At 70.2% G+C, this 25,277-nt stretch carries 18 protein-coding genes; 14 read left to right on the forward strand and 4 right to left on the reverse strand.

Annotated features, from left to right (window positions below):
• Positions 1 to 63 precede the first annotated feature (63 nt).
• The 4 genes from AC1G9L_RS04710 to AC1G9L_RS04725 are packed head-to-tail and all read left to right on the forward strand — an operon-like array spanning position 64 to position 5,186.
• Positions 64 to 594 carry a c-type cytochrome gene (locus tag AC1G9L_RS04710; RefSeq protein WP_481070375.1) on the forward strand — a complete coding sequence of 177 codons (531 nt, stop codon included), beginning with the start codon at positions 64 to 66 and terminating at the stop codon, positions 592 to 594.
• Positions 591 to 1,610, forward strand: coding sequence for a beta-propeller fold lactonase family protein (locus AC1G9L_RS04715; RefSeq protein ID WP_019801043.1), 1,020 nt, complete (start codon positions 591 to 593; stop codon positions 1,608 to 1,610). Before AC1G9L_RS04710 ends, AC1G9L_RS04715 begins: the two co-directional genes overlap by 4 nt.
• Positions 1,611 to 1,663: 53 nt before the next feature.
• The gene (locus tag AC1G9L_RS04720) at positions 1,664 to 2,773 is read left to right on the forward strand and encodes an S-(hydroxymethyl)glutathione dehydrogenase/class III alcohol dehydrogenase (protein WP_019801042.1); all 1,110 of its coding nucleotides are present in this window, start codon (positions 1,664 to 1,666) and stop codon (positions 2,771 to 2,773) included.
• Between the two features lie 16 nt (positions 2,774 to 2,789).
• Positions 2,790 to 5,186 (forward strand): TonB-dependent receptor domain-containing protein, encoded by a 2,397-nt coding sequence (locus AC1G9L_RS04725; protein ID WP_019801041.1) that lies wholly within the window; start codon positions 2,790 to 2,792, stop codon positions 5,184 to 5,186.
• Positions 5,187 to 5,489: 303 nt separating this feature from the next.
• On the opposite strand, the gene AC1G9L_RS04730 is transcribed toward AC1G9L_RS04725, so the two are convergent.
• The 4 genes from AC1G9L_RS04730 to AC1G9L_RS04745 form a co-directional block, all read right to left on the reverse strand.
• Positions 5,490 to 7,472 (reverse strand): sigma-54-dependent Fis family transcriptional regulator, encoded by a 1,983-nt coding sequence (locus AC1G9L_RS04730; protein WP_481070376.1) that lies wholly within the window; start codon positions 7,470 to 7,472, stop codon positions 5,490 to 5,492.
• Between the two features lie 290 nt (positions 7,473 to 7,762).
• On the reverse strand, positions 7,763 to 9,508 hold the full coding sequence (locus AC1G9L_RS04735) for an XVIPCD domain-containing protein (RefSeq protein WP_481070377.1): 1,746 nt from the start codon (positions 9,506 to 9,508) through the stop codon (positions 7,763 to 7,765).
• 43 nt (positions 9,509 to 9,551) lie between these two features.
• Positions 9,552 to 10,064, reverse strand: coding sequence for a hypothetical protein (locus AC1G9L_RS04740; protein WP_481071017.1), 513 nt, complete (start codon positions 10,062 to 10,064; stop codon positions 9,552 to 9,554).
• A gap of 514 nt (positions 10,065 to 10,578) precedes the next feature.
• Entirely contained in the window at positions 10,579 to 11,511 is a 933-nt protein-coding gene (locus tag AC1G9L_RS04745; RefSeq protein ID WP_481070378.1) for a carbohydrate kinase family protein, read from the reverse strand.
• 259 nt (positions 11,512 to 11,770) lie between these two features.
• Here AC1G9L_RS04745 and AC1G9L_RS04750 point away from each other — a divergent pair, with 259 nt between their 5' ends.
• The 10 genes from AC1G9L_RS04750 (at position 11,771) to AC1G9L_RS04795 (ending at position 25,148) form a co-directional block, all read left to right on the forward strand.
• Entirely contained in the window at positions 11,771 to 12,817 is a 1,047-nt protein-coding gene (locus AC1G9L_RS04750; protein WP_010343692.1) for a rod shape-determining protein, read from the forward strand.
• A 170-nt stretch (positions 12,818 to 12,987) separates the two neighbouring features.
• Positions 12,988 to 14,076 (forward strand): rod shape-determining protein MreC, encoded by a 1,089-nt coding sequence (gene mreC / locus AC1G9L_RS04755; RefSeq protein ID WP_481070379.1) that lies wholly within the window; start codon positions 12,988 to 12,990, stop codon positions 14,074 to 14,076.
• The gene (gene mreD, locus AC1G9L_RS04760) at positions 14,073 to 14,558 is read left to right on the forward strand and encodes a rod shape-determining protein MreD (RefSeq protein ID WP_010343694.1); all 486 of its coding nucleotides are present in this window, start codon (positions 14,073 to 14,075) and stop codon (positions 14,556 to 14,558) included. The genes mreC and mreD overlap by 4 nt, the downstream gene beginning before the upstream one ends.
• Before the next feature lies 1 nt (position 14,559).
• Positions 14,560 to 16,620, forward strand: coding sequence for a penicillin-binding protein 2 (gene mrdA, locus AC1G9L_RS04765; RefSeq protein WP_019800982.1), 2,061 nt, complete (start codon positions 14,560 to 14,562; stop codon positions 16,618 to 16,620).
• On the forward strand, positions 16,617 to 17,723 hold the full coding sequence (rodA, locus tag AC1G9L_RS04770) for a rod shape-determining protein RodA (protein ID WP_010343696.1): 1,107 nt from the start codon (positions 16,617 to 16,619) through the stop codon (positions 17,721 to 17,723). Before mrdA ends, rodA begins: the two co-directional genes overlap by 4 nt.
• A gap of 333 nt (positions 17,724 to 18,056) precedes the next feature.
• Complete coding sequence (locus tag AC1G9L_RS04775; protein WP_481070380.1) at positions 18,057 to 19,397, forward strand: virulence factor family protein; 1,341 nt, start codon at positions 18,057 to 18,059, stop codon at positions 19,395 to 19,397.
• A complete protein-coding gene (locus tag AC1G9L_RS04780) occupies positions 19,394 to 20,824 on the forward strand; it encodes a glycoside hydrolase family 28 protein (protein ID WP_481070381.1) in 1,431 nt (476 codons plus the stop codon). The genes AC1G9L_RS04775 and AC1G9L_RS04780 overlap by 4 nt, the downstream gene beginning before the upstream one ends.
• 348 nt (positions 20,825 to 21,172) lie before the next feature.
• Positions 21,173 to 22,309 carry a lytic murein transglycosylase B gene (gene mltB / locus AC1G9L_RS04785; RefSeq protein ID WP_481070382.1) on the forward strand — a complete coding sequence of 379 codons (1,137 nt, stop codon included), beginning with the start codon at positions 21,173 to 21,175 and terminating at the stop codon, positions 22,307 to 22,309.
• Entirely contained in the window at positions 22,306 to 23,787 is a 1,482-nt protein-coding gene (locus AC1G9L_RS04790; RefSeq protein ID WP_481070383.1) for a septal ring lytic transglycosylase RlpA family protein, read from the forward strand. The genes mltB and AC1G9L_RS04790 overlap by 4 nt, the downstream gene beginning before the upstream one ends.
• A 149-nt stretch (positions 23,788 to 23,936) precedes the next feature.
• Positions 23,937 to 25,148, forward strand: a complete 1,212-nt coding sequence (locus AC1G9L_RS04795; protein WP_010343114.1) for a D-alanyl-D-alanine carboxypeptidase family protein — start codon at positions 23,937 to 23,939, stop codon at positions 25,146 to 25,148.
• Positions 25,149 to 25,277 lie beyond the last annotated feature (129 nt).

A 25,277-nucleotide genomic window follows, 5' to 3' on the forward strand; every position in this document is an offset into this window, starting at 1 on the left:
AAAGGTGTTGTCCCCATGCGTCCTGCTTCCGTCCGCCGTCGCGCCGTCTCCGTGCTGCTGCCCATGTCCCTGTTCACCGCGTTCCTGTTGCTGGCCGCCTGCGGCAAGCAGGAGACGCCGCCTGCGCCCGCGGCCGCGCCGGCCCCAGCCGCGCCTGCCGCAGCGCCTGCGCCTGCACCGGCCGCGCCTGCCGCGCCCGCTGCCGCGGCGCCTGCACCTGCACCTGCACCCGCTGCGGCGGTCACGCCGATTCCGAAGGGGCCGCCGGTCAAGGTCACCCCGGAACTGGTCGCCGAAGGCAAGGCGATCTTCAACTCCGCCGGCTGTACCGCTTGCCATGGCGGCACCGGTGGCGGCGGCATGTGCCCTCCGCTGACCAACGACATCTGGGTCTACGGCAGCGACGACGACACCTTGCGCGCGCTGATCACCGAAGGCACCGCCGGCATGGCCGCGCACGGCAAGACCCGCATCGGCCACGAGAAGGTGGTCGGGCAGATGCCGCCGTTCGGTCCGGTGCTCAAGCCGGGCGATACCGAGAAGCTGCTGGCCTTCATCCACTCCATCAACAAGACCGCGGGCGCCACGCAATGAGCAACGCGTTGCGACTGGCCGCGGTCTTTGCGCTGTCGCTGTGCGCCGCGGCCTGCCAGCGTGCACCTGCGCCAGCCGCAGGGGCCGACGCCGCGAAGGCTGCGCCGGCACCGACGGCCGCTGCCGCGGCGCTGGCCTACGTCCCGAACCAGCGCAGCGGCACCATCTCGGTGATCGACACCGGCAGCGACCGCGTGGTGCGGACGCTGTCGGCGCAGGGCCAGCTCGGCAAGCGCCTGCAGCAGGTGGTGCCGGGTCCGCCCGGGCATCTGTACGTCATCGACGCGCAGGGCCATCGCCTGCTGGACCTGGACACCGTGCAGGACCGCGTGCTGCGCAGCGTCGACATCGGCGAGAACGCCGAAGGCGTGGCCGCTTCGCCGGATGGCCGCCAGCTGGCGGTGTGCGTGGAAGGGCAGAACCAGGTGATGCTGATCGACCCGGCCGGCTTCACCATCGGCGCGCACATCGCCACCCGCGGGCAGGCGCCGGAGCACTGCGTCTACACCCCGGACGGCGCGCTGCTGCTGACCAGCAACGAAGGCTCCAACGACCTGGACGTGATCGACCTGAAGGCCGGCACGTCCACCGGCGTGATCGCCACCAGCGGGCATCCGCGCGGCATGGCGTTCGCGCCGGACGGCAAGACGGCGTACGTGGCGCAGGAAGCGGCCAACGTGGTCGACGTGATCGATCTGGCGGCGCGCAAGCGCGTGGCCAGCATCCCGGCCGGGCAGCGCACCGCCGGCATCGCCATCGCCCGCGACGGCAGCCGCGTGTATGCGTCGAACGGCGCCGGCACGGTCAGCGTGATCGACCCGGCCGCGCGCCGGGTGCTGGCGGAAATCCCGGTCGGGCAGCGACCGTGGAATCCGGCGCTGAGTCCTGACGGCAAGAAGCTGTACGTGGCCAATGGCCGGTCCAACAGCGTCAGTGTCATCGACACGGCGGCGATGAAGGAGATCAAGCAGATCGCGGTGGGCGAGATGCCATGGGGTGTGGTCGTGGCGCAGTGAGGTGAGGCGAGCGGCGCTCTCGGGCGCCGCGACGGGAGGCGGGGAGAGCCGGAATGAAGACGCGAGCCGCGGTCGCCTGGGCGGCGAACCAGCCGCTGGCCATCGAGGAAGTGGATCTGCAGCCGCCCAAGGCCGGCGAGGTGCTGGTGCGCATGGTCGCCAGCGGCATCTGCCATGGCGACGACATCGCCTTGTCCGGCATCGATGCCGAGGCGGCGTTTCCGGTGATCCTGGGCCAGGAAGGCGCCGGCGTGGTCGAGGACGTCGGTGTCGGCGTCACCAGCGTGCGCCCGGGCGATCACGTGATCCCGCTGTACATGCCCGAATGCGGCGTGTGCAAGTACTGCCGTTCCAACCGCACCAACCTGTGCCAGGCGATCCGCAGCAGCCAGGACCGCGGGCTGATGCCCGACGGCAGCAGCCGCTTCTCGCTGCACGGGCGCCCGCTGCTGCACTACATGGGCACCAGCACCTTCGCCGAGTACACCGTGCTGCCGGAGATCGCGGTGGCCAGGATCCATCCGGCCGCGCCGCTGGACAAGGCCTGCCTGCTCGGCTGCACCGTCACCACCGGCATCGGCGCGGTGCTCAATACCGCGCGGGTGCGTCCGGGCGAGAGCGTGGCGGTGTTCGGGCTGGGCGGCATCGGCCTGTCGGTGGTGCAGGGCGCGGTGATGGCGCGCGCCGAACGCATCATCGTGGTCGACATCAACCGCGACAAGTTCCCGCTGGCGCGCGCGCTGGGCGCCACCGATTGCCTGGACCCGAAGGATTTCGGCGCGCCGGTGCAGCAGGTCATCGTCGATCTCACCGACGGCGGCGCCGACCACAGCTTCGCCTGCGTCGGCGACGTGCGTGCGATGCGCGCGGCGCTGGAGTGCTGCCACAAGGGCTGGGGCGAAAGCATCATCCTCGGCGTGGCGCCGAGCGCGCAGGAGATCAGCACGCGGCCGCTGCAGCTGGTCACCGGCCGCGCCTGGCGCGGCAGCGCGTTCGGCGGGGTCAAGGGCCGCAGCGAGCTGCCGGCCTATGCCGAGCGCTACCTGGCCGGGGAGATCCGCATCGACGAACTGATCAGCGAAACCCTGCCGCTGGACCACATCAACCGCGGTTTCGAGGCGATGCGCGCCGGCCGCGGCATCAAATCGATCGTTCTCTACTGAGCCTCAAGGAACCGGCATGCCCTACACCCCAGGACCCAGCACCCCGTCGGCGAGCCTGCTCGCCCTGGCCGTCGCCACCGCCATCGGCCTGCTCGCCGCACCGGCGCGCGCGCAGACCACGGTCAACGCCGACGATGCGCAGATCACCGCGCTGGATCGGGTCGAGGTCACCGCCACGCCCATTCCCGGCACGCTGATCGATGCCGACCTGTTGCCGTACACGGTGCAGACCGCCAATGCCGACGACATCGCGCGCAGCCAGGCCGGCAACCTCACCGACTTCCTGCTGCGCGAGATGAACGGCGTGGACACCAACGAGGTGCAGGGCAGCCCGTTCCAGACCGATCTGACCTTCCGCGGCTTCCGCGCCTCGGCGCTGCCCGGCGCCTCGCAGGGCGTGTCGGTGTACCTGGACGGCGTGCGCATGAACGAGCCGTTCGCCGACATCGTCAGCTGGGACATGATGCCGGAGGCGGCGATCCGCAGCGTCGCGCTGATGCCGGGCTCCAACCCGCTGTTCGGTCCCAACACGCTCGGTGGCGCGCTGGCCTTCACCACCCAGTCCGGCCTGACCGCGCCGGGCCTACGCGCCGACCTGTCGGTGGGCAGCGGCGCGCGCAAGCGCCTGGATGCGTCCTACGGCTACGCCGGACGCGACGGCCTGCATGCCTTCGTTGCGGTCACCGGCTTCGACGAAAACGGCTGGCGCGACGCCTCCGCCGGCCGCCTGGGTACCGTGTTCGGCAAGTTCGGGCGCCAGGGCGACAGCACCGATTGGGACGTGTCGCTGCTGCACGGGCGCAGCAGCCTGGTCGGCAATGGCCTGCTGCCGAGCTATCGCTATACCGACGAGGGCACCGAGCCGGGGCTGTACGAAGCCGACCGCGCCGCGGTCTACACCTCGCCGGACCTGACCCGCAACCGCAACACCCTGCTCACCGGGCAGTTCGACCATCGCTTCGACGAGCGCACCGCGCTGCATCTGCTGGCCTACTACCGGCAGGGGCGCCGCGACACCGTCAACGGCGACATCAACGACGACTACGAGGAATTCGTCGACGACTGCGCCGACGGCTACGCCGCCGACGGCACGCCGCTGGATGCCGGCTGCACGGTCTCGCGCGCCGATGCCGACGCCCTGCACAGCGGCGTGCTCAACACCACGCAGATGCGCCAGCACGCCGAGGGCGTGGCGCTGAACCTCAGCCGCCAGGCCGGCGCGCACGCGCTGAGCATCGGCGCCACCTACGACCGCAACCGCGTGCGCTACCGCCAGTACGAACAGGAGGCGTTCGTGCAGTACGATCGCTCGGTGGTCGCCGATCCGGACGAGGACCGGGAGTTCTTCTCCGGCGTCGACGGCCGCAGCAGTACCCTGGGCCTGTTCGCCGCCGATACCTGGGAGCTGAGCGAGCGCACGCATGTCAGCGCTGCGCTGCGCTGGAACCGCGTCGCCGTCGCCAACACCCTGTCCACTGCCGACGACGGTGTGCTGCCGCGCGAGCGCTTCGTGTTCGCCAAGGCCAATCCGTCGTTGGGCATTACCCAGCGCCTGGGCGGCGGCTTCACCGCGTTCGCCTCGGCCTCGCAGAACAGCCGCGCGCCGACCGCGATCGAACTCGGCTGCGCCGACCCGGAGCAACCCTGCCGGCTGCCGACCGGGCTGCAGGCCGATCCGCGCCTGGAGCAGATCGTCTCGCGCACCTACGAGCTCGGCCTGCGCTGGAACCCGTCGCCGGCGCAGACACTGAACGCGTCGCTGTATCGCGCCGACAACCGCGACGACATCCTGTTCCTGCGCGCGCCCAATTCCCAGCAGGGCTACTTCGACAACGTCGACCGCACCCGCTACCAGGGCGCCGATCTCAGCTACCGCGGCAACCACGGCGCGCTGCGCTGGTTCGCCGGCTACAGCTATCTGGACGCCACCTACCGCAGCGCCGGCGAACTGCTCTCGGGCGAACGCACCGTGACGCTGCGCCCGGGCACGCGCATCGCCGCCCTGCCGCGCAACACGCTGAAGCTGGGCGTGGAGTGGCAGGCGCTGGCGCAGCTGGCGCTGGGCGCGGACCTGCGTGCGGTGTCGCGGCGCGTGGCCAGCGGCAACGAGGACGGCCTGGTCGAGGATCCGGAAGAGGGCGAGGCGCCAGCGCGCCACGATCTGTCCACCGGCGGCTATGCCTTGCTCGACCTGCACGGCACCTGGGAACTCGCCGAGGGCCTGTCGTTGTACCTGCGGGTCAACAACGTGTTCGACCGTCGCTACGAGACGTATGCGGCCATCGCCGAGGATCTGTTCCCGGGCGGAGCCCTGGCGCGTCCGCAGGACGCCGCGGTCGAGGATGGCCCCTCGCGTTTCGTTGCGCCTGGCGCCCCGCGGCAGTACCAGGTCGGTTTGCGCTGGCGGTTCTAGTGGGCGTCGCGCGGTATTGATCGGCTTCGCGCGATCCGCCTGGTCCATGCGGCCGGAAGCCGATCGGCTCTGGCGACTGTCGCGGCTGAAGCCGCTCCTACGGAGGTAGCGCAGCCTGACCGGCGCAGCGATTCCTGTAGGAGCGGCTTCAGCCGCGACGTCGAAGCCAGGCATCCTCCAAGCGCATCAGCGGTCGGGATCCGAATTTCCCGAAGTACTCGCGCAACCGCCAGGCGAGGAGCGACAGGCGAGGCTTCATTCGCGACACGCAGCAAGCCCCTTGAATCGCGATGCCACCTCACCTCACACCGTTGCCAACCCATGCTTGCGCAGCTTGCGATACAGGGTATTGCGGCTGATGCCCAGCGCATCGGCGGTGCGGCTGACGTTCCAGCGGTGGCGCTCGAGCTGCTGCTGCAGCACGCTGCGCTCGGCGCTGTCCAGGGCGACGCGGCCGGGCACGCCGTCGCCGGCATGCGCGTCGTCGCCGAGCAGGCACGGGCCGCTGTCGGCGTCGACGATCTCCTGTGGCAGGTTAGGGATGCGGATGACGCCGTCGGCGCACAGCACCGCCGCGGTGCGCAGCACGTTCCGCAGCTGCCGCAGGTTGCCGGGCCAGGCATAGCTGAGCAGCTTGTGCAGGGCGTCCTCGCTGATGCGCACCGGTTGTTCGCCACTCTCCTCGCGCAGCAGGGTGCGGATCAGTTCGGCCTTGTCGCTGCGCTCGCGCAGCGGCGGCAGGTGCAGCACCACGCCGTTGAGGCGGTAGTACAGGTCCTCGCGGAAGCCGCCGCTGCCGACCATCTGTGCCAGGTCGCGGTGGCTGGCGCTGATGACGTGCAGTTCCAGCGGCACCGCGCGGTCGCTGCCCAGCGGGGTCACGCTCTGTTCCTCCAGCACGCGCAGCAGGCGCGTCTGCAGCGGCAGCGGCATGTCGCCGATCTCGTCCAGGAACAGGGTGCCGCCGCTGGCCTGCAGCAGCTTGCCGTGACGTCCCTCGCGCGCGGCATCGGTGAAGGCGCCACGCGCATAGCCGAACAGCTCGCTCTCGATCAGCGCCTCCGGGATCGCCGCGCAGTTCACCGCCACGAACGGCCGGTCGGCCCAGGGCGAGCTGTGGTGCACCGCCTTGGCGAACTCTTCCTTGCCGGTGCCGGTGGCGCCGCACAGCAGGATCGAAACGCGGTGCTTGGCCAGCTTCAGCGCGTTGTCCAGGTTGTGCAGCATGCGCGGATCGGAGCCGACATGGTCGTTGGCGCGCGTGGCCTGGTCATCCGCGCTGCCGGCGCGGGCACGGCTGGCGGGGGGGCGTGCGCGTGGCGGCTGCGCCAGGGCGAAGAAGCGGCGGCCGTGGCAGGCGCAGCGGATCGACCACAATGTGCTGGCATCGTTGCGCGCGCGCTGCTCCAGCGTGTCGAAATCCAGCTGCATCACCTGGGCGATGTCGCGCCCGACCAGCGGGGAGCGGTCGGGCTTGCCGAGCTGTTCCAGCGTCGCCTCGTTGACCGCGAGCACGCGGCCGTCGCCGCCCACCGCGATCAGTGCCTCGTGCAGCAGCCCGGCGAATTCCGGGCGGCTGTGGAAGCGCAGGATCCAGGCATGCCGGTACTGTTCCAGGAAGTACGCGCGGGCGATCTGCGCCGCCGACATGCGCACCAGCGCGCCGGTATGGCATTGCACCAGCTTGGTATCGCGCGCGTCGGGCGTGGAGGCGTCCAGCACCGCCAGCAGGCGGCCTTGCGGATCCAGGATCGGCGCGCCGCTGCACGACAGCGGCAGGTGCCGCTCCAGGTAATGTTCGCCGCGGTGCACGCTCAGCGCGCTGCCCTCCACCGCGCAGGTGCCGATGCCGTTGGTGCCCTGGTAGCGCTCGGCCCAGCTGGCGCCGCAGAACAGCCCGGTCTCGCGGAACGCGCGCAGCAGCGCCGGATCCTGCACGCTGTGCAGCACCGTGGCCTCGGTGTCGGCGAACACCACCGCGTAGCTGCCGCCGGCGATCTGTTCGTAGAGATTTTCCATCTCCACCGTGGCGATGCGCAGCAGCGCCTCCAGCCGCTGCTGGCGCTCGCGCAGCTCGCCGTCGTCGTGGACCATCGGCGAGGGATGGGTGTCCGGGTCCAGGCCGTACTCGTCGAGGCAGCGCCGCCACGAGCGCGCCAGGACCGGCGGCAGGGACTCGATCTGGCGGAAATGGCGCATGCGCGCCAGCGGCGCACAGTCGGCCTCGGCGGCGGATGCTGCAACGACCTTGGCTTGCGCGAGGCTGGCGACAGTCGACTCGGACATGGGCGCGCTCTCGTCCCCCCAGGGGGCCCCTGGGGCAAGTGACGCACAAACCGGACCCGCGCTCAACCCGCAGTGCAGCAAAGCAAAGGGCGCGGCCGCCCTCGGTTCGCCGGTCCTACAGGGGGACGGTGACATGGTTGTCAGCGACGCCGGGCTCACCGCGGTCCGGCAGCGCTGCGTACCGACCGTCGCATGCAGGAACAGTGGCTGGGCCAACCGATCGACGCCCTGCCGCATCGCGTGGTTGAATGCGACGCGTGCGTGCTCCCGTGTGCAGGCCGACGCTGGGCTTATGCCAGCGCCGGACCGTTGCGGCTCGGTGTGTCTCGCTCGCGCGTCAGCTCCTGCTGTTGCGTGAGCTGCCGCTCGCGGTCGATCGCTTGGTTCGCGGCCTGCAGGCGCTGGTCGGACTGTTCCACTGGCGTGGCGAGCGCCACCTGCACATCCACGCTGGCGCGCTTTTGCGCCGGGTCGCGCTGTTCGCCTTCGACCACCACCAGATAGCCCTTCTCGGTGAGCGTCACGCGATCCGCCCGGTCCAGCGCGTTCGACGCCAGCGGCGCGTTGCCCAGGCCGCCATTGTCCCGGCAAGAGGCCAGGGCCGCACGGCTCAGGCGCTCGCTGGCCGCATCGTAGGGTTTGCCCAGCTCCTGGTCGATCTTTCTGACGCCCTCGCGGATCTGTTCGAGCAGTGCATGGTTCGGGTGGTTGGCGTCGTTCGGGCTGGACGCCGGCGCCTGGGTGCGATCCGACGCAGGCGTTTGCGGTTGCTGTTGCTCGCTGCGTTCACGCAATTGTGCCGGGGTGGGTACGTGCAGCAGCGTTTCGCTCTTGCCGTCCTTGCGCAATTGCAGGTCCACGCTCTGATCGGCATTGCCGACGCGCTTGACCTCGTCGCGTTGCACTGCGCTCCACTTGCCGCCAACGAAGGCGGTGCCATGGCCGTTGCCGTCGAAGACCACGACATCGTTATCCGACCCGAACAGGCTCGACGACTGGGCGACGGTCCTGCCGTTGCGGCCTTTGAGGTTGTAGCCGAACGAGCTGTCCTGGTCGAGTGCGGCGATCAGTTTCGGCGACTGACCGTTCTGCAGGAACAGGGTCTTGGTCGCGTCGTACTGATGCAACGCATCCGCGTGGGCGGTATCGCGCTTCAGATCGACAGGACTGCGCAATGGGTCGGCGGAGACCGCGGTGAAGGCGTCATGCAGGGGATTTCCAGGTTGCGCTGCACGGAGCTTGTTGAACACCTCGGTGCCTGCGAGCGCGTGGTGGACGCCGCTCTCGATGTAGTCCGGCACCACCTCGCCTTTCTTGTTGGTCTTGTTCGGCAGCAGCGCGTCGACCTTGTTCACCACGTCCTCGACGCTGCCGAGGCTGCCGTCGTTGATGCCCTTGAGGATCTTCGGATACTGGCCCTTGCCCGCCTGGTTCTCCAACTTCATCAGCACGGTGGCGTACTTGGCCTGCTCGTCCAGGCTCGCGTTCTTGTACAGCTCGGTCTGGCGCAACTGGTGCAGCGCGCCGCCGGGATCCTTCTTGCCGTCGCCTTCGCGCATCAGATGGTCGATCTGCGAGCGGTCGCGATCGTGCACGAATTGCACGCCCGCGTCGGAAGCCAGGAAGGTATTGAGGTTCTTGAGGACGGTTGCATCAGGCGCGCGGCCGTTGTCCGCGCGGATGGCATCGCCATTGCGCTGCAGATCGGAGATGGTCTGGGTTCTTTGGTGTTCCGACAATGCCAGACTCGGAGTCTGCCTGCCGGCCCAAGTCTGGTAGGCATCCACCAGTGTCGGCACGACTTCAGGATGTGCGCCCAGGTCGGTCTGCAGCGTACCGATGCTGAAGCCGCTGTTGGCCACCGGCTTCAGTGTATTGCCCTCGAACGATCCGGCGAACGACAGGCTGTAGGCGACGTTCTTGGAACCCAGGCTGCCTTCCGAGGCCACGCCGATGGCGAAGTAGCCCAAGGTCTTGAGTTGCGCATCGCTGAGTTGCGGCCTTGCCGCAGTAGGGGCGTTGTTCGGATCTGACATGTCGCTGTTCCCTGATGGTGTGTCGTCCCTGTGGGCGCTAGCGTCAGCCTCTGCCGTCTCCGCAGAGCGTGAGGTTGGTGCGTGCGGCGCGGATCACGCGGAGATACTCGTCGACGAGGGCGGGCGTCATGCCTTCGCTGATGGCGTCGTCGCCGCGCTTGGCGTCTTCCCGGTAGGGCGCCAGCGTCTGCCGGCATCCGGCATCGTCGCCGAGCTTGTGCTGGGTGAGGGCGTAGTCGTTGCGGATGGCGCCGGCGTCGCCGAAACTCATGGCCGCCACGCAGTCGCGGTAGAGCGGCGCAAGCGCCGCTTCGGCGCCCGCATAGTCCTTGCGATCGTAAGCTGCCTGGAATGCCGTGCGTGTCCCCTGCATGGCCTGCGGCGTGCAGGCCGCATCCTGTTTCAGATAGTCGCCCGCGAAGCTGCCGTTGCCGCCGCAGTACTCCCGGCATGCGCTCTCGGCACCTGCCGTGGCCATCACCGCCACGCCGCCTGCCTTGGGGGCGATCTGCAGCGTGCAGGTGCCGTCGTCGACGGCGGCCTGGGTCCCGTGCAGCATGCCGCTGAAGCTGCAGCCGGCATCGACATTCTGCGTTTCCAGGGTGAAGCGCGCATCGGGCTGCACGGTCAGCTGGCCCCAGCCTGGCTCCGTGGCATAGTGGCCGGCGGGCACCTGCGCGGCCGCCGCAGCGTTCGTTGCAGCAGGCGCCGGTGCGCCGTTTGCGGCGGTCGCAGAGGCGATCGGGGGTGCGGAGGAAGCAGCGCTCGCAGGTGCCTGGGCGGCATTGCCGCACGCGCACAGGATGGCTGCGCAGCACAGGGGCAGCAGTCCGCGCAGGGTGGGTGCAGCGGCCAGGGCCCTGTCGGTCCAGCGAGGCGTGGTGTCCATCCGATCATTCCATCGACGCGGGCGGCCGAGTCTAGCCCCGCCCGGACCGGCGGTACAAGCCTGGACGCCGCGTCTCGTCGGGACGTTCACGGTGGTCTGCTGCCGGGTCAGCGGAGTAGGAAGGGTGATCGCCGCGGGGGTGCCGAAGCCGTCCTCCCGGCCGCGCGGCAGCGGGTACGACTTACAGCGCGTACCCGAACTGCTGCTTGAACTGGTCGTTGAATTCGTCGAAGTCGAAGCGCTGGTTCTGGGTGCCCGGGTGCTCGACCTTCAGGGCGCCCATCAGGTTGCCCATGCGGCCGATGGTCAGCCAGTCGCAGCCGCGCTGGATGCCGAAGATCAGGCCGGCGCGGAAGGCGTCGCCGCAGCCGGTGGGGTCGACCACGCGGCGCTCGTGCGCCGGCGGGATGTCGTAGGTCTTCTCGGGGGTGTGCACCAGCGCGCCCTTCGGGCCCTGGGTGGTGATGTAGGCCTGCACGCGCGAGACGATGTCCTTCTCGTCCCAGCCGGTGCGCTCCTGCAGCAGGTTGGACTCGTAGTCGTTGACCACCACGTAGTCGGCCTGCTCGATGAACTGGCGCAGCTCCGGGCCGTTGAACAGCGGCATGGCCTGGCCAGGATCGAAGATGAACGGCACGCCGCCGGCGCTGAACTCCTCGGCGTTCTGGATCATGCCCTCGCGCCCGTCCGGGCCGACCAGGCCCAGGGTCACGCCCGGCACGTCCTTCACGTGGTTCTCGTAGCTGCGCATCATCGCCCCGGGGTGGAAGGCGGTGATCTGGTTGTTGTCGTGGTCGGTGGTGATGAACGCCTGCGGGGTGAATAGTTCGTCGATCACCTTGACCCGCGACAGGTCGATGCCCAGTGCCTGGAAATGCTCGCGGTACGGGCCGAAGTCCTGGCCCACGGTGCCCATCGGGATCGGATCGCCGCCCAGCAGGTGCAGGTTGTAGGCGATGTTGCCGGCGCAGCCGCCGAACTCGCGGCGCATCCGCGGCACCAGGAACGACACGTTCAGGATGTGCACCTTGTCCGGCAGGATGTGGTTCTTGAACTGGTCCGGGAACACCATGATGGTGTCGTAAGCGAGAGAACCACAGATCAGTGCAGACATCGGGCAGGCCTTGGCGGAGGAATGAGCCCGCATTCAGGCGGGCGAGGGCGGGGTCGCCGCGGCGCAAAGGGTAACGGCTGCGGCCCGGCAGGGCCAGAACCACGATCCATCGCGGTCTCGCCGATACCACGCAACGCGTGGTTTTAGCGAGAATTTTCCTTGCCCGCACCCAGGCGGATTGCTAGGCTAGCGGACTTCGTTTTCTGCCCATTTTTTCGCCATTCTGGCGACGGCGCGCGCCCCAGGACCCAATCCCCCGATGTTCAAGAAACTCCGCGGCATGTTCTCCAACGACCTGTCCATCGATCTGGGCACGGCCAACACCCTCATCTACGTGCGTGGCCAGGGCATCGTGCTGAACGAACCGTCGGTGGTGGCGGTGCGCCAGGACCGGGCGATCGGCGGCACCCGTTCGGTGGCCGCGGTCGGTGCCGAGGCCAAGCAGATGCTCGGCCGTACCCCCGGCCACATCACCACCATCCGCCCGATGAAGGACGGCGTCATCGCCGACTTCACCTATACCGAGGCGATGCTGAAGCACTTCATCAAGAAGGTGCACAAGTCGCGCTTCCTGCGCCCCAGCCCGCGCGTGCTGGTGTGCGTGCCGGCCGGCTCCACCCAGGTCGAGCGCCGCGCGATCAAGGAATCGGCCGAGGAGGCCGGCGCCCGCGACGTATACCTGATCGAGGAACCGATGGCCGCGGCGATCGGCGCCGGCATGCCGGTCACCGAGGCGCGCGGCTCGATGGTCATCGACATCGGCGGCGGCACCACCGAGGTCGCGGTCATTTCGCTGAACGGCATCGTCTATTCGCAGTCGGTGCGCATCGGCGGCGACCGCTTCGACGAGTCGATCACCAACTACGTGCGCCGCAACCACGGCATGCTGATCGGCGAGGCTACCGCCGAGCGGATCAAGCTGGAAATCGGCTGCGCCTACCCGCAGGCGGTGGTGCAGGAGATGGAGATCTCCGGCCGCAACCTCGCCGAGGGCGTGCCGAAGATGATCAAGATCAACTCCAACGAAGTGCTGGAAGCGCTGCACGAGCCGCTGTCGGGCATCGTCTCGGCGGTCAAGCTGGCCCTGGAGCAGACCCCGCCGGAACTGTGCGCCGACGTCGCCGAGCGCGGCATCGTGCTGACCGGCGGCGGCGCGCTGCTGCGCGACCTGGACCGGCTGATCTCCGAGGAAACCGGCCTGCACGTGCAGGTCGCCGACGATCCGCTGACCTGCGTGGCCCGGGGCGGCGGCCGTGCGCTGGAACTGGTGGACATGCACGGCAACGAGTTCTTCGCGCCGGAGTGATGGTGAGGCTGGGAATCGGGAATGGGGAATGGGGAATCGAATGCCCCATCCGCACCGATGCCCCAGTGCCCGCGTTCACCGCCGTATCCGCGCCCCGGCCCGATCGAGCCGGGAGCGCGCCGTTGTTGTTCGATTCCCCATTCCCGATTCCCCATTCCCGGCTTTAGCCCGTGCCTCCTTACGCCGGTCCTCCCGTCACCGCCCGCCCCGGCGAATCCGCCAGCACGCCGCGCCTGCTGGCCTACCTGGCGCTGGCGCTGGTGCTGATCGTGCTCGACGCGCAGGCCGACTGGCTGGCCCGCCTGCGCAGCCAGGCCACGGTGCTGGTGCAGCCGATCTGGGCGCTGGCCGGCCTGCCGGGGCGGCTCGGCACCCAGGTGCAGGAGAACGCGGCCAGCCACGCGCAACTGGTCAAGGAAAACCGCGCGTTGCGCAACGAATTGCTGATCGCCAAGGCGCGCCTGACCCGGCTGCAGACCGCGGCGCTGGACAACGCGCAGCTGCGCGAACTGCTGGGCGTGGCCGAGCGCCGCGGCCTGGACGTGCAGCTGGCGCCGATCCTGGACATCGACCTGGACCCGACCCGGCAGCGGCTGGTGCTCGACGCCGGCAGCCGCGACGGCGTGCACGTCGGTCAGGCGGTGATCGACGCCGGCGGCCTGATGGGCCAGGTGATCGCGGTGACCCCGCTGCACTCCACCGTGCTGCTGCTGACCGACCCCGACCACGCGGTGCCGGTGACGGTGGCGCGCAACGGCGTGCGCCTGATCGTCTATGGCCGCGGCGGCAGCCTGGAGCTGCGCGACATCCCGCTCAGCGCCGGCGTCGAGGTGGGCGACGAGATCGTCACCTCCGGCCTGGGCGGCCGCTTCCCGGCCGGCTTCCCGGTCGGCACCATCTCCGCCCTGCGCCCGGACGACACCCACGCCTTCCTGGTCGGCGAACTGAAGCCGGCGGCGAAGCTGGACCGGGGGCGGGATGTGTTGTTGCTGCGGCCTTCGGCCGCTGCAACGGGATTGGGGATTCGGGAGTCGGGATTGGTGAAAAGCGGCGCCAATGGCGTTGGCGACGGTCATGCAATGCCCGCTGCCGCCACCCAGCTGGTGTCCTCCGCTCAGCAGACGACGCCTTCGCGGGTCACCAGCGACCAGCCGCGTGCACGGCCCGCGGCCGCGTCCGCAGCCCCCAAGCAGCCAGCGCCTTCCCCAATCCCCAATCCCCAATCCCCAATCCCGGCTCCAAAGGAGACGGGCCAATGAGCCGCCTGCGCAGCAAAGGCTGGGTGCTTCCGGTCAGCGTGATCGTGGCGCTGTTGCTGGGGTTGATGCCGTTGCCGCTGGTGGTGCAGCCGCTGCGGCCGTACTGGCTGGCGCTGGTGGTGGCGTACTGGGTGATCGAGACCCCGGACAAGGTCGGGCTGGGCTTCGCCTTCGCGGTCGGGGTGCTGGCCGATCTGCTGTACGGCGGGGTGCTGGGCGAGCAGGCGCTGCGCCTGGTGATCCTGAGCTTCATCCTGCAGCGCTTCCGCGCGCGCATCCGCTTCTTCCCGATGTCGCAGCAGGCGCTGGCGATCGGCGGCCTGCTGGTCAACGACCGCATCGTCGCCGCGGCGGTGCACCTGGCCGTCGGCGAGCCGACCCTGCCGTGGAACTACTGGTGGGCGCCGCTGCTGGGCATGGCGCTGTGGCCGCCGCTGTTCGTGCTGCTGGACGCGCTGCGGCTGGGCCGGCGGAGCAAGTAGCATGGCCCTGCATCCGCGCCGCGCGCAGAAGAACCCGCACGCCGAGGCCGAGCAGTTCCGGCGCCGCGCGGCGCTGGGCTTCCTCGCCGTGCTGCTGGCGTTGCTGGGCCTGGGCGGCTGGTACTTCAAGCTGCAGGTGCTGGACCACGACGTCTACGCCACCCGCTCCGACGCCAACCGCATCAAGCCGCGGCCGGTGGTGCCCGGGCGCGGCATGATCTACGACCGCAACGGCCGCCTGCTGGCCGAGAACGTGCCCGCGTTCCGGCTCGACGTGACACCGGACAAGGTCGCCGACATGGACGCGCTGCTGGCCGAGCTGGGCAAGGTAATCGCGCTGTCGCCGGAAGACATCGAACGTTTCCAGGCCGCGCGCAAGGCCAGCCGCAGCTTCCGCCCGATCACCCTGAAGCTGCGCGTCAGCGAGGAGGAGCGGGCGCGCTTCGCGGTGGACCGCTGGCGCTTCCCGGGCGTGGAGCTGGAACCCTACCTGACCCGGCACTACCCCTACGGCGACCTGTTCGCGCACATCATCGGCTACGTGGGCCGCATCGACGAGAAGGACCTGGAGACGCTGGGCGAGGGCAACGCCGCGCTGACCCACATCGGCAAGTCCGGGCTGGAGCGCTATTACGAAGAGGAACTGCGTGGCAAGGTCGGCTACGAGCAGGTCGAGACCAACGTGCAGGGCCGCGCGATCCGCACCGTCGGCCGGGTGCCGGCGCAATCCGGCGCCGACCTGCACCTGTCCATCGACGCCGATCTGCAGCGCGCCATGGTCGCCGCGTTCGGCGACTACCAGGGCTCGGCGATCGCCATCGATCCGCGCACCGGCGAGATCCTGGCCATGGTCAGCCTGCCGTCCTACGACCCCAACCTGTTCGTCAACGGCATCTCCCACGCCGATTTCCAGGCGCTCAACAGCGACCCGTCGCGGCCGCAGTTCAACCGCCTGGTGCTGGGCGGCGTGGCGCCCGGCTCCACCATCAAGCCGTTCATGGGCCTGGCCGGCCTGGACAGCGGCACCCGCCGCCCGGAGGACAAGATCCTCTCCACCGGCATGTTCTACCTGCCCGGGGTCAGCCGCGGCTGGGGCGACTCGCACCGCGGCGGCCACGGCTGGACCGACCTGCGCAAGTCCATCGCGCAGTCGGTGAACACCTACTACTACAAGCTGGCCATCGACATGGGCATCACCAAGGTCGACCAGTACATGACCCGCTACGGCTTCGGCGTGCCCACCGGCATCGACCTGGTCGGCGAGACCGGCGGCATCGTGCCGTCGCCGGCCTACAAGGCCAAGAGCCGCAAGGAAGCCTGGTACCCCGGCGACACGGTCAACATCGCCATCGGCCAGGGCGACTGGAAGGTGACGCCGCTGCAACTGGTGCGCGGGGTCGCCGGCATCGCCGACGGACAACTGCGCACGCCGCACCTGGTGATGGCCACGCGCCAGGCCTTCGACCAGCCGTGGGCGCCGGTGCAGCCGGAGCCGAGCAAGCCGATCAGCGACAACCCCAGCAACCTGCAGGCGGTGCGCGAAGGCATGATGGACACCATGCGCCCGGGCGGCAGCGGCTATGCCATCACCGTCGGTGCGCCGTACCAGATGGCCGGCAAGACCGGTACCGCGCAGGTGGTCAGCCGCAAGGGGCTGGCCGCGGTCGATCCGCGCAGTCTGCCGATGCACCTGCGGCACCGCTCGCTGTTCGAGGGCTTCGCGCCCGCCGAGCGGCCGACCATCGCCCTGGCGATCGCGGTGGAAGGCGGCGGCTACGGCGCCAGTACCGCCGCGCCGATCGCACGCAAGATCTTCGATGCCTGGCTGCTCGGCCGGCTGCCGCCCGGCGTCGAGCCGCTGGACAGTCTGCGCGGCGCCACCGCCTTCGGCAGCCACCTGTACTACGCCGAGGATCCGGGCTCGCGCGCCGCCGCCGATGCGGTGGCGCTGGCTGCCGGCGAACGCCCGGTGCTGATCGGCCAGGCCGAGGTGGATGCGGCGGTGGTGCCGCTGCAGTCCGCAGCGCCGGCGATCCCCGACGAGATTCCGGACGAGCGATGAAGGATTTCCTGCGCTGGCTGGTCGACATCGGCGGCCGCTTCACCCGCACCCTGGACTGGCCGCTGTGCCTGGCGCTGGGCGCGCTGATGGCGATGGGGCTGGCGGTGCTCAAGAGCGCCGGCGGCATGCACCTCGTCATGGCGCAGGGCGCGCGCTTCGCCATCGGTGCGGCGGCGATGTGGAGCCTGTCGCGGGTGTCGGCGCTGCGCCTGCGCGCCTGGACCCCGCTGATCTACGCGCTGTCGATGCTGCCGCTGCTGGCGGTGTTCGTGCTGGGCACCGGCAAGTACGGGCGGCAGTGGCTGGACCTGAAGGTGTTCTACCTGCAGCCGGCCGAGCTGCTGAAGATCAGCATGCCGATGATGGTGGCCTGGTACCTGCACCGCATGCCGTTGCCGCCGCGCATCCCCACGGTGCTGGTCAGCGCGGTGATCATCGGCATTCCCACCGCCTTGATCATGCTGCAGCCGGACTTCGGCACCGGCGTGCTGATCGCCGCCAGCGGCGGCTTCGTGCTGCTGCTGGCCGGCCTGCCGTGGTGGTGGGTGGGCATCGCCGTCGGCGGCGTCGCCGCGGCTGCGCCGGTGGCCTGGCTGTGGCTGCTGCGGCCCTACCAGAAGGACCGCATCATGATGTTCCTCAACCCGGAGAACGACGCGCTCGGCGCCGGCTGGAACATCATCCAGTCCAAGATCGCGATCGGCTCCGGCGGCCTGCACGGCAAGGGCTGGGGCCTGGGCTCGCAGTCGCACCTGAACTTCATCCCCGAGCAGACCACCGACTTCGCCTTCTCGGTGCTCAGCGAGGAGTTCGGCTGGATCGGCGTGGCCACCGTGCTGACCCTGTACCTGATCGTGATCGGGCGTTGCCTGTGGATCGCCTCGCAGGCGCGCGACACCTTCTCGCGGCTGCTGGCCGGCGCCACCGGTCTGGCGTTCTTCGTCTACGTGCTGGTCAACGGCGGCATGATCTCCGGGCTGCTGCCGGTGGTCGGCGTACCGATGCCGCTGATGAGCTACGGCGGCACCTCGGCGGTGTCGCTGCTGGCCGGGCTGGGCCTGGTGATGGCGGTGAAGGCGCACCGTCCGGTGCACGGGTACTGAGCGAGCCGCACGGCCGCTACTGCGCGCTGGCTTAACCGCTCCCTTGCAGGCAGATGACTGCAGGATGGCAGCGCGTGTCACGCGTGCCACAATTCGCGTCGATGCCACGTGACGCGCGCCGCTCCCCCCGGCCCACACGCGCGCAGGGACGTTCCGGGTAGGCAGGTGCGACCCCGCGCATCCATCCCAGCCCACCGTCGTCGAGGAGCCACGCGCAGCACGTCCGCCGACCCGGGCCCAGGCCTGCGCGTCCGCGTGCGTTCGCCGCAACGCCGTTTCCTCGCGTCCCGTGGTTGTCCCGATGCCCGGCACTGCCGGGCTGGATGCGTCTTGATGAAATTCCTGCGTGTGTTGCTGTTGACGAGCGTGGTGCTGGGCCTGAGCGGCTACGCACTGCTGCGCTATTACTTTCCGCCGGGGGCGCTGCATGCCCGCGGCTACGGCCGCGCGACCCTCGTGCATCCGCAGGGCACGCCGCAGGGCCTGGTGATCCTGCTGGCCAGCGGCAGCCCGGCGCAGCGGCAGGCCGCCGCGCAGCGCATCGCCGCCAGCGGCGCGCTGGTCGCGGTGGTCGACGGCCAACGCTATCTCAAGCACCTGCGGCGTGGCGGCCACGGCTGCGACAAGGCCTGGCACGACGCCGAGCAGTTGAGCCGGCGGCTGCAGCGGCAGTTGCACGGCGACAGCTATTACCTGCCGGTGCTGGCCGGCACCGGCACCGCCGCGACCCTCGCCGAGCGCATCGTCGGGGCCGCGCCGACCGCGACCCTGGGCGGCGCCATCGGTGTGGCGCCGGCACCCACCGAGGTCTGCGCCGGCACCGCCGCCGCCACCCCGGCGCAGGGTTTTGTCGATACCGTGGCGGCGCAGGCCGATGGCGGCGTGGATGCCGCGCTGGCGTCGCGTGTCGCCGCACACCTGCATGCGCGCGGCCGCGGCGGTGCGCTGGACGACCTGCCGCTGACCGAACTGCCGTCGAACATCCCGGGCGCGCCGCTGGCCATCGTGCTGTCCGGCGACGGCGGCTGGCGCGACATCGACAAGGGCATGGCCGAGGCCCTGCAGCGCCGCGGCATCGCCGTGGTCGGCTGGGACAGTCTGCGCTACTTCTGGCGGGCCAAGCCGCCGGCGCGGGCCAGCGCCGACCTGAGCCGGGTCATCGCCTATTACCAGCAGCGCTGGCATCCGCAGAAGATCCTGCTGGTCGGCTATTCCTTCGGCGCCACCACGTTGCCGTTCATGGTCAACCGGCTGCCGCCGGCGCAGCGCGAGCAGGTCGGCCTGGTGGCCTTGCTGGGCCTGGAGCACAAGGCCGATTTCCAGATCCGGGTGCGCGGCTGGTTCAATCTCGGCGACGCCGACGATGCCTTGCCGGTACAGCCGGAAGTGGCGCGCATCGCCCCGGCGCAGTTGCTGTGCGTGTACGGCGACAAGGAAACCGATACGCTCTGCCCGCAATTGCGTGCGCGCGGCGCGGAGGTGGTGGTGTTGCACGGCGGTCACCATTTCGACCAACACCCGGCGGGGCTGGCGACGATCGTCGACGACCGCTGGCAGCAACTGTCCGCCGACGCGCGCCTGCCCGTGGCCGAACTGCGCGCGCCGCGTCCTGCCGCGGCCACGGCATCGCCCGCCGCCGCGCTGCTGCCGTCGCACGCCGCGCTGCGGCAATGAGCCTGCGCCTGCGCGTTGCGCTGGTGTGCGGCGGCCTGCTCGCTGCCGTGGCGTTCGCCAGCGCCGCCGCGACCGGCGATGCCCGCCGCGCCGTCGAACCGCAGCTGCCGCCGGTGTGCACGACCCTGGATGCGACCCTGCAGGCGCAGCAACGCCGCTTCGCAGACGCGCAGGAGCGCCGACCGCCGGACACTGCACGCATCCAGGCCGCGCTCGACCGCTGCGCCGACGGCGCGCACGGCGCGGTGCTGCTGCGCGCCGGCAGCGGCACCGCGTTTCTCAGCGGGCCGTTGACGATCCGCAGCAACACCACGCTGGTCATCGACAGCGGCGTGACCCTGTTCGCCTCGCGCCAGCCCGCCGACTACCAGGCGCCTGGCCGCAGCGCCTGCGGCCAGGCCGCGGACCGCAGCGGCAGTTGCCGCGCGTTGATCACCCTGCACGGGCGCGCCCTGGGGGTGATGGGCGTGCGCGATGCCGCCGGCCACCAGGGCAGCATCGACGGCCGCGGCGACCTGCCGATGCTCGGCGGCAGCGACAGCTGGTGGCAGTTCGCGCGCAGCGCCAAGGCCGCCGGCCTGACCCAGAACGCGCCCGACCTGATCCGTGCGCAGGACGTCGCCGATCTGCAGCTGTACCACGTCAACCTGATCAATGCGCCGTACTTCCACTTCTTCGTGCACGGCGGCGACGGCGTCACCGTGTGGGGCGTGCGGGTCAGGGCGCCGGCCAACAGCCCCAACACCGACGGCCTGGATCTGGACAGCGTGCGCAACGCGACCCTGGCCGACAACGACGTGATGGCCGGCGACGACGGCATCGCGATCAAGACCAGCGCGGCGCGTTCGGCCGCCATCACCGTGCGCGATTCGCGCTTCTACGGCACCCACGGCATCTCCATCGGCAGCGAGGTGATGTACGGCGTCGACAACGTGCTGGTGGACGGCAACCGCCTGGTCGGCCACGACGCCGACGGCATCGTCGCCACCGACAACAATGGCCTGCGCATCAAGACCGGCCCGGCCAAGGGCGGCCCGGTGCGCGACGTGCTCTACCGCAACACCTGCCTGTTCGGCGTGGCCAGGCCGCTGGTGATCACGCCGCGCTACGGCCACGACCACGGCGGCAGCCGCAGCGGCAGCGTGCCGACCTTCGCCGGCATCGTGGTCGACGGACTGCGCGCGCAGGACACGCCTGCCGGCAAGGGCAGCACCGTGCAGGGCGACAGCGCCGCGACGCCGCTCGACCTGGTGCTCGCGCACGTGGCCGCTGACGTCACCGCCTTGCATGCCAGCAACGCGCGCATCGGCGTGGACGATTCCAACCTGCAGTTGAGCCAGGACAGCAGCGCCGCCTCCACCTATGCGATCACGCTGGCCGGGTCGGTCCCCGCCTGCGCCAGCGCGCCGGGGTTTCCGGCGCTGTAGCCCGTTGCGCGGCAAACCCGTCGCCCTTCATCCCTCGGCAGTCCAGGTTGTTTTGTGCGATGCGCTGGCAGGGGCGATGCGCGGGCAGGGCGGTGCGTGCCGATGTTGCGTGCGGCTCGCTGCGCCGGGTGCGGCCCGGCGTTCCGAGCGAGGCATCAGATCCAAGGCCTTGCGCTGCCCGCGGAGGCACGTCTGGCGCCATTTCACGCGCCTGCGGCGGCAAGCGCCGCGGGACGTGCGGTAGCACGCTGGAGGAGAATGCTGCAGGTGCACTTGACCTGCGGCAAAGTTCTTTTGTTTCATGGCGTTATTGGTAGAAATTCATCTTGAATCTGTTAGTCTGCCGGCATGATCCGACGCTCGCTGATTTGCCTGCTCACGCTTGGCCTGGTCGCATGCGCGACCCAGCCCAAGGCGCCGCCGTCGCCGCCGCAGGCCAGCGCGCCGCCGCCGGCCCCACGCCCGGCACCGCCGGTCGAAGCCGCACCCGAGGCGGTGCAGGCGCCGCCGGTGGACCTGACCCCGGTGCCGTTCGAGGTCGCCCGCGCCAACTTCGTCCGCGACACCGCGACCAAGTACGGCATCGAGCCGGCACAGATCGAGGCGACCCTGGCGCAGGCACAGTTCAAGGATGCGATCGTCGCGGCGATGTCGCGCCCGGCCGAGCGGGTCAAGCCGTGGAGCGAGTACCGGCCGATGTTCATCAGCCAGGCGCGCATCGACGGCGGTCGCGCGTTCCTGGCCACGCACCGCGACGAATTGCAGCGGGTGCAGGCGCGCACCGGCGTGCCGGCCGAGACCATCGTGGCGATCATTGGCGTGGAGACCAGCTACGGCAAGAACGCCGGCTCCTACCGCGTGCTGGATGCGCTGTACACGCTGGCGTTCCGCTACCCGCGCAGCGGCGACCCGGCCAAGCTCGAGCGCGAGGTGCGCCGCGAGCTGTTCTTCCGCGATGAGCTCGGCCAGCTGTTCGCGCTGGCCCGCGAGGAGAACCTGGACATCACCGGCCTGATCGGCAGCTACGCCGGCGCGATGGGCCTGGGCCAGTTCATGCCCTCCAGCTACCGCCAGTTCGCGGTCGACGGCGATGGCGACGGCAAGCGCAACCTGTTCACCGACTACGACGACGCGTTCTCGTCGATCGCCAACTACTTCGTGAAGAAGGGCGGCTGGGTGCGCGACGGACTGGTCGCGGTGCCGGCGACGCTGCGTCCGGGGGCGGAGGAATTCAATCCGACCGACTGGACGCCGACCTACACCCTGGCCGACCTCGCCGCGCGCGGCTACACGCCGACCGCGCCGGTGCCGGCGACGGCGGGCACCGCCACGCCGATCACCCTCGACGGCAGCGCCGGCAAGCAGTACTGGCTGGGCTTCCAGAACTACTACGCGATCACCCGCTACAACAATTCCAAGATGTACGCGATGGCTGTCTATCAACTGTCCCAGGCCATCGCCGGCAAGGAGTTACCCCCGGCATGAACCCGAACGCGCTGCTCCGGATCGCTCCCGTCGTCGCTGTGCTGGCGCTGGCCGCCTGCAGCAGCGCCCCGAAGAAGACCGCCGGCGGCGCCGGACCCGGCATCCGGGTCGAGGGCAAGGGCCCGGCGCATGTCGCCACCGGCTGCCCTTCGACCTCGCCCTACGCGCCGGCCAAGGAAGACCCGTCCAAGCGCGGCAACTACACCGCCGGCGGCCTGTACGCGCCCGGCGTGCGCGACAGCACTCCGGACTACGTGCCCAACGTCGCCTGCATTCCCGAGCCGCTGGTCACCGACGAGCCGCGCTCGGCGATCGGCAACCGCTCCCCGTACATGGTGCTGGGTCGCGAGTACGTGGTCATCGACGATCCGCACAGCTACGTCGAGCGCGGTACCGCCTCGTACTACGGCAGCAAGTTCCATGGCCGCCTGACCTCCAACCGCGAGGTCTACGACATGTACGCGTTCACCGCCGCGCACAAGACCCTGCCGCTGCCCAGCTTCGCCCTGGTCACCAACCTGGACAACGGCGAATCGGTGGTGGTGCGGATCAACGATCGCGGCCCGTTTCACGACGACCGGCTGATCGACCTGAGCTACGCGGCGGCGGTCAAGCTCGGCATCACCGGCAAGGGCACCGGCCGCGTGGAAGTGCGCGGCCTGACCCCGGCCGACAACGGCGACCTGCTGGCACGGCGCACTCCCGGCCGGCGCCCGGCGACGCTGCTGGCCAGCGCGTCCAGCGCGACCGCCACGCGCGATCCCGCGGCAGTGCGGCGCGCGGCGGACATGGACAACCTAGTCAAGACCCTGCCGGCGACGTCGGCCGGAACGGCCGGCGGCAATGGGGCCGCGGCCGCGCCGGCGCGTACCGTGCCGGTGGCTGCCGTGACCGCGCCGACCGCCGCCGCGGCGACCGCCACGGCCGCCGCGCTGCCGGAAGGTGAGCGTTGGCGCTATCGCGTCCAGGACGCGCCGGGCCGGGTCGGCGATGCGGACCGCTTCGACGCGTGGATGAAGTCGCGTGGCGTGCGCGTGGCCACCGGCAAGCCGACCACGCCGGCGCCCAGCGTGGCCGCGGCGAGCACCCCGGTGCGCGGATCCCGCGGTACCGCAGCCGCCACGCCCACGGCCGCCCCTGCCGCGCCTGTGCCGAGCGTCGCCGTGGCCACGTCGACGCCGGCGACTCCCGCCAGAGCGGTCGCCATCGCCGAGCCGCGGGCCGACGCCGACAGCGCGCGCGGTCCGCTCGGCATCCTGCTGCAGGTGGCCAGCTTCGCCAGCCGCGAGAACGCCAACCGCGCGCTGTCGCAGCTGGCCTCGGCCGGCATCGTCGGCGCCAGCATCAGCGACATCGTCTCCGGCGGCCGCACCCTGTGGCGGCTGCGGGTGGCGGCCGAGGATCATGGCCGCGCCGCGGAACTGGCCACGCGCATCGCCGGCCTCGGCTTCGGCCGCCCGCAGATCGTCAAGGATTGAGGCCACGGGCCTGCCATGGCGGGCCCGCATCGCGCCGATGGCTTAACGCAGGTTCGCGCGCGTGCCCGCGCCGCGCCTGCCCGGGCGTCGGCTCGGCCTACAATGTCGCGTTTTCCATCGGCCTTCGGGCCCGCCAGGAGTCGTTTTAGATGAAATTCCGCTTCGCCGTCGCTGCCGTGGCCACGTTCGCCGTCGGCCTGGTTTCCGCGCAGACGCCCGGTCCGGTTCCCGCGCCGCCGGCCGCCGCTGCCGCCGCTCCGGCCACCGTGGCGATCCCGCCCGCGCCCAAGCCGGCCGTCTCCAAGTCCTGGGTGCTGATGGATTACGCCACCGGTCAGGTGCTTGCCGGCGAGAACGAGCACGAGCGCGTGGCTCCGGCCAGCATCACCAAGGTCATGACCTCGTACGTGATCGCGGCCGAACTGAAGCTGGGCAAGATCACCCGCGACGACCAGGTCATGCTCAGCGAGCGTGCCTGGCGCGAGGGCGGCGCCGGCACCGACGGCAGCTACAGCGGCTTCCCGGTCAACAAGACCGCGCGCCTGGAAGACATGGAAAAGGGCATGGCGATCCAGTCCGGCAACGACGCGGCGATCGCGCTGGCCGAACATACCGCCGGCAGCGAGGAAGCCTTCGCCTCGCTGATGAACGAGTATGCGAAGAAGATCGGCATGACCGGCTCGCACTTCGTCAACGCCCATGGCCTGTCCGCCGACGGCCACTACACCACCGCCTACGATCTGGCGCTGCTGGGCCGGGCGATGGTGCGCGACTATCCGGAAACCTACGCCTACAACAAGATCAAGGAATTCCGCGTCGGCGACATCACCCAGCCGAACCGCAACCTGCTGCTGTGGCGCGACCCGAGCGTGGACGGCATCAAGACCGGCCACACCTCCGAAGCCGGCTACTGCCTGCTCAGCTCGGCCAAGCGCGGCGACCAGCGCCTGATCGCGGTGGTGATGGGCGACAGTTCCGAGAAGCAGCGCGCCGAGGACAGCCTGGCGCTGCTGAACTGGGGCTTCCGCTTCTTCGAGACGCACAGCCTGTACGAGCCGGGCAAGCAGGTCGCGCAGCAGCGCGTGTGGAAGGGCACCGAGAAGCAGGTGCTGCTGGGCGTGGCGCAGCCGCTGCTGGTCAGCGTGCCGCGCGGCCGCTACAACGAATTGAAGCCGGCGATCGAAGTGCCCAAGACCCTGGAGGCGCCGATCAAGCAGGGCCAGCAGATCGGCACGGTCAAGGTAAGCCTGGACGGCAAGGTGGTGGCGCAGGCTCCGCTGGTGGCGCTCAAGGCGGTCGACGAGGCCGGCTTCTTCAAGCGCCTGTGGGACAGCTTCTGGATGTGGTGGGAATCGGAATGATTTGTTTGAAAAAAGCCGGCTGACGCCGGCTTTTTTCTTGGGGATTCGGGAGTGGGGATTCGGGATTGGTGGCGAGAGCGCGTGCTGCCCTCGCTTCTTGTAGGAGCGGCTTCAGCCGCGAGGCTTTCC

Source organism: Xanthomonas sp. NCPPB 1132 (assembly GCF_056629235.1).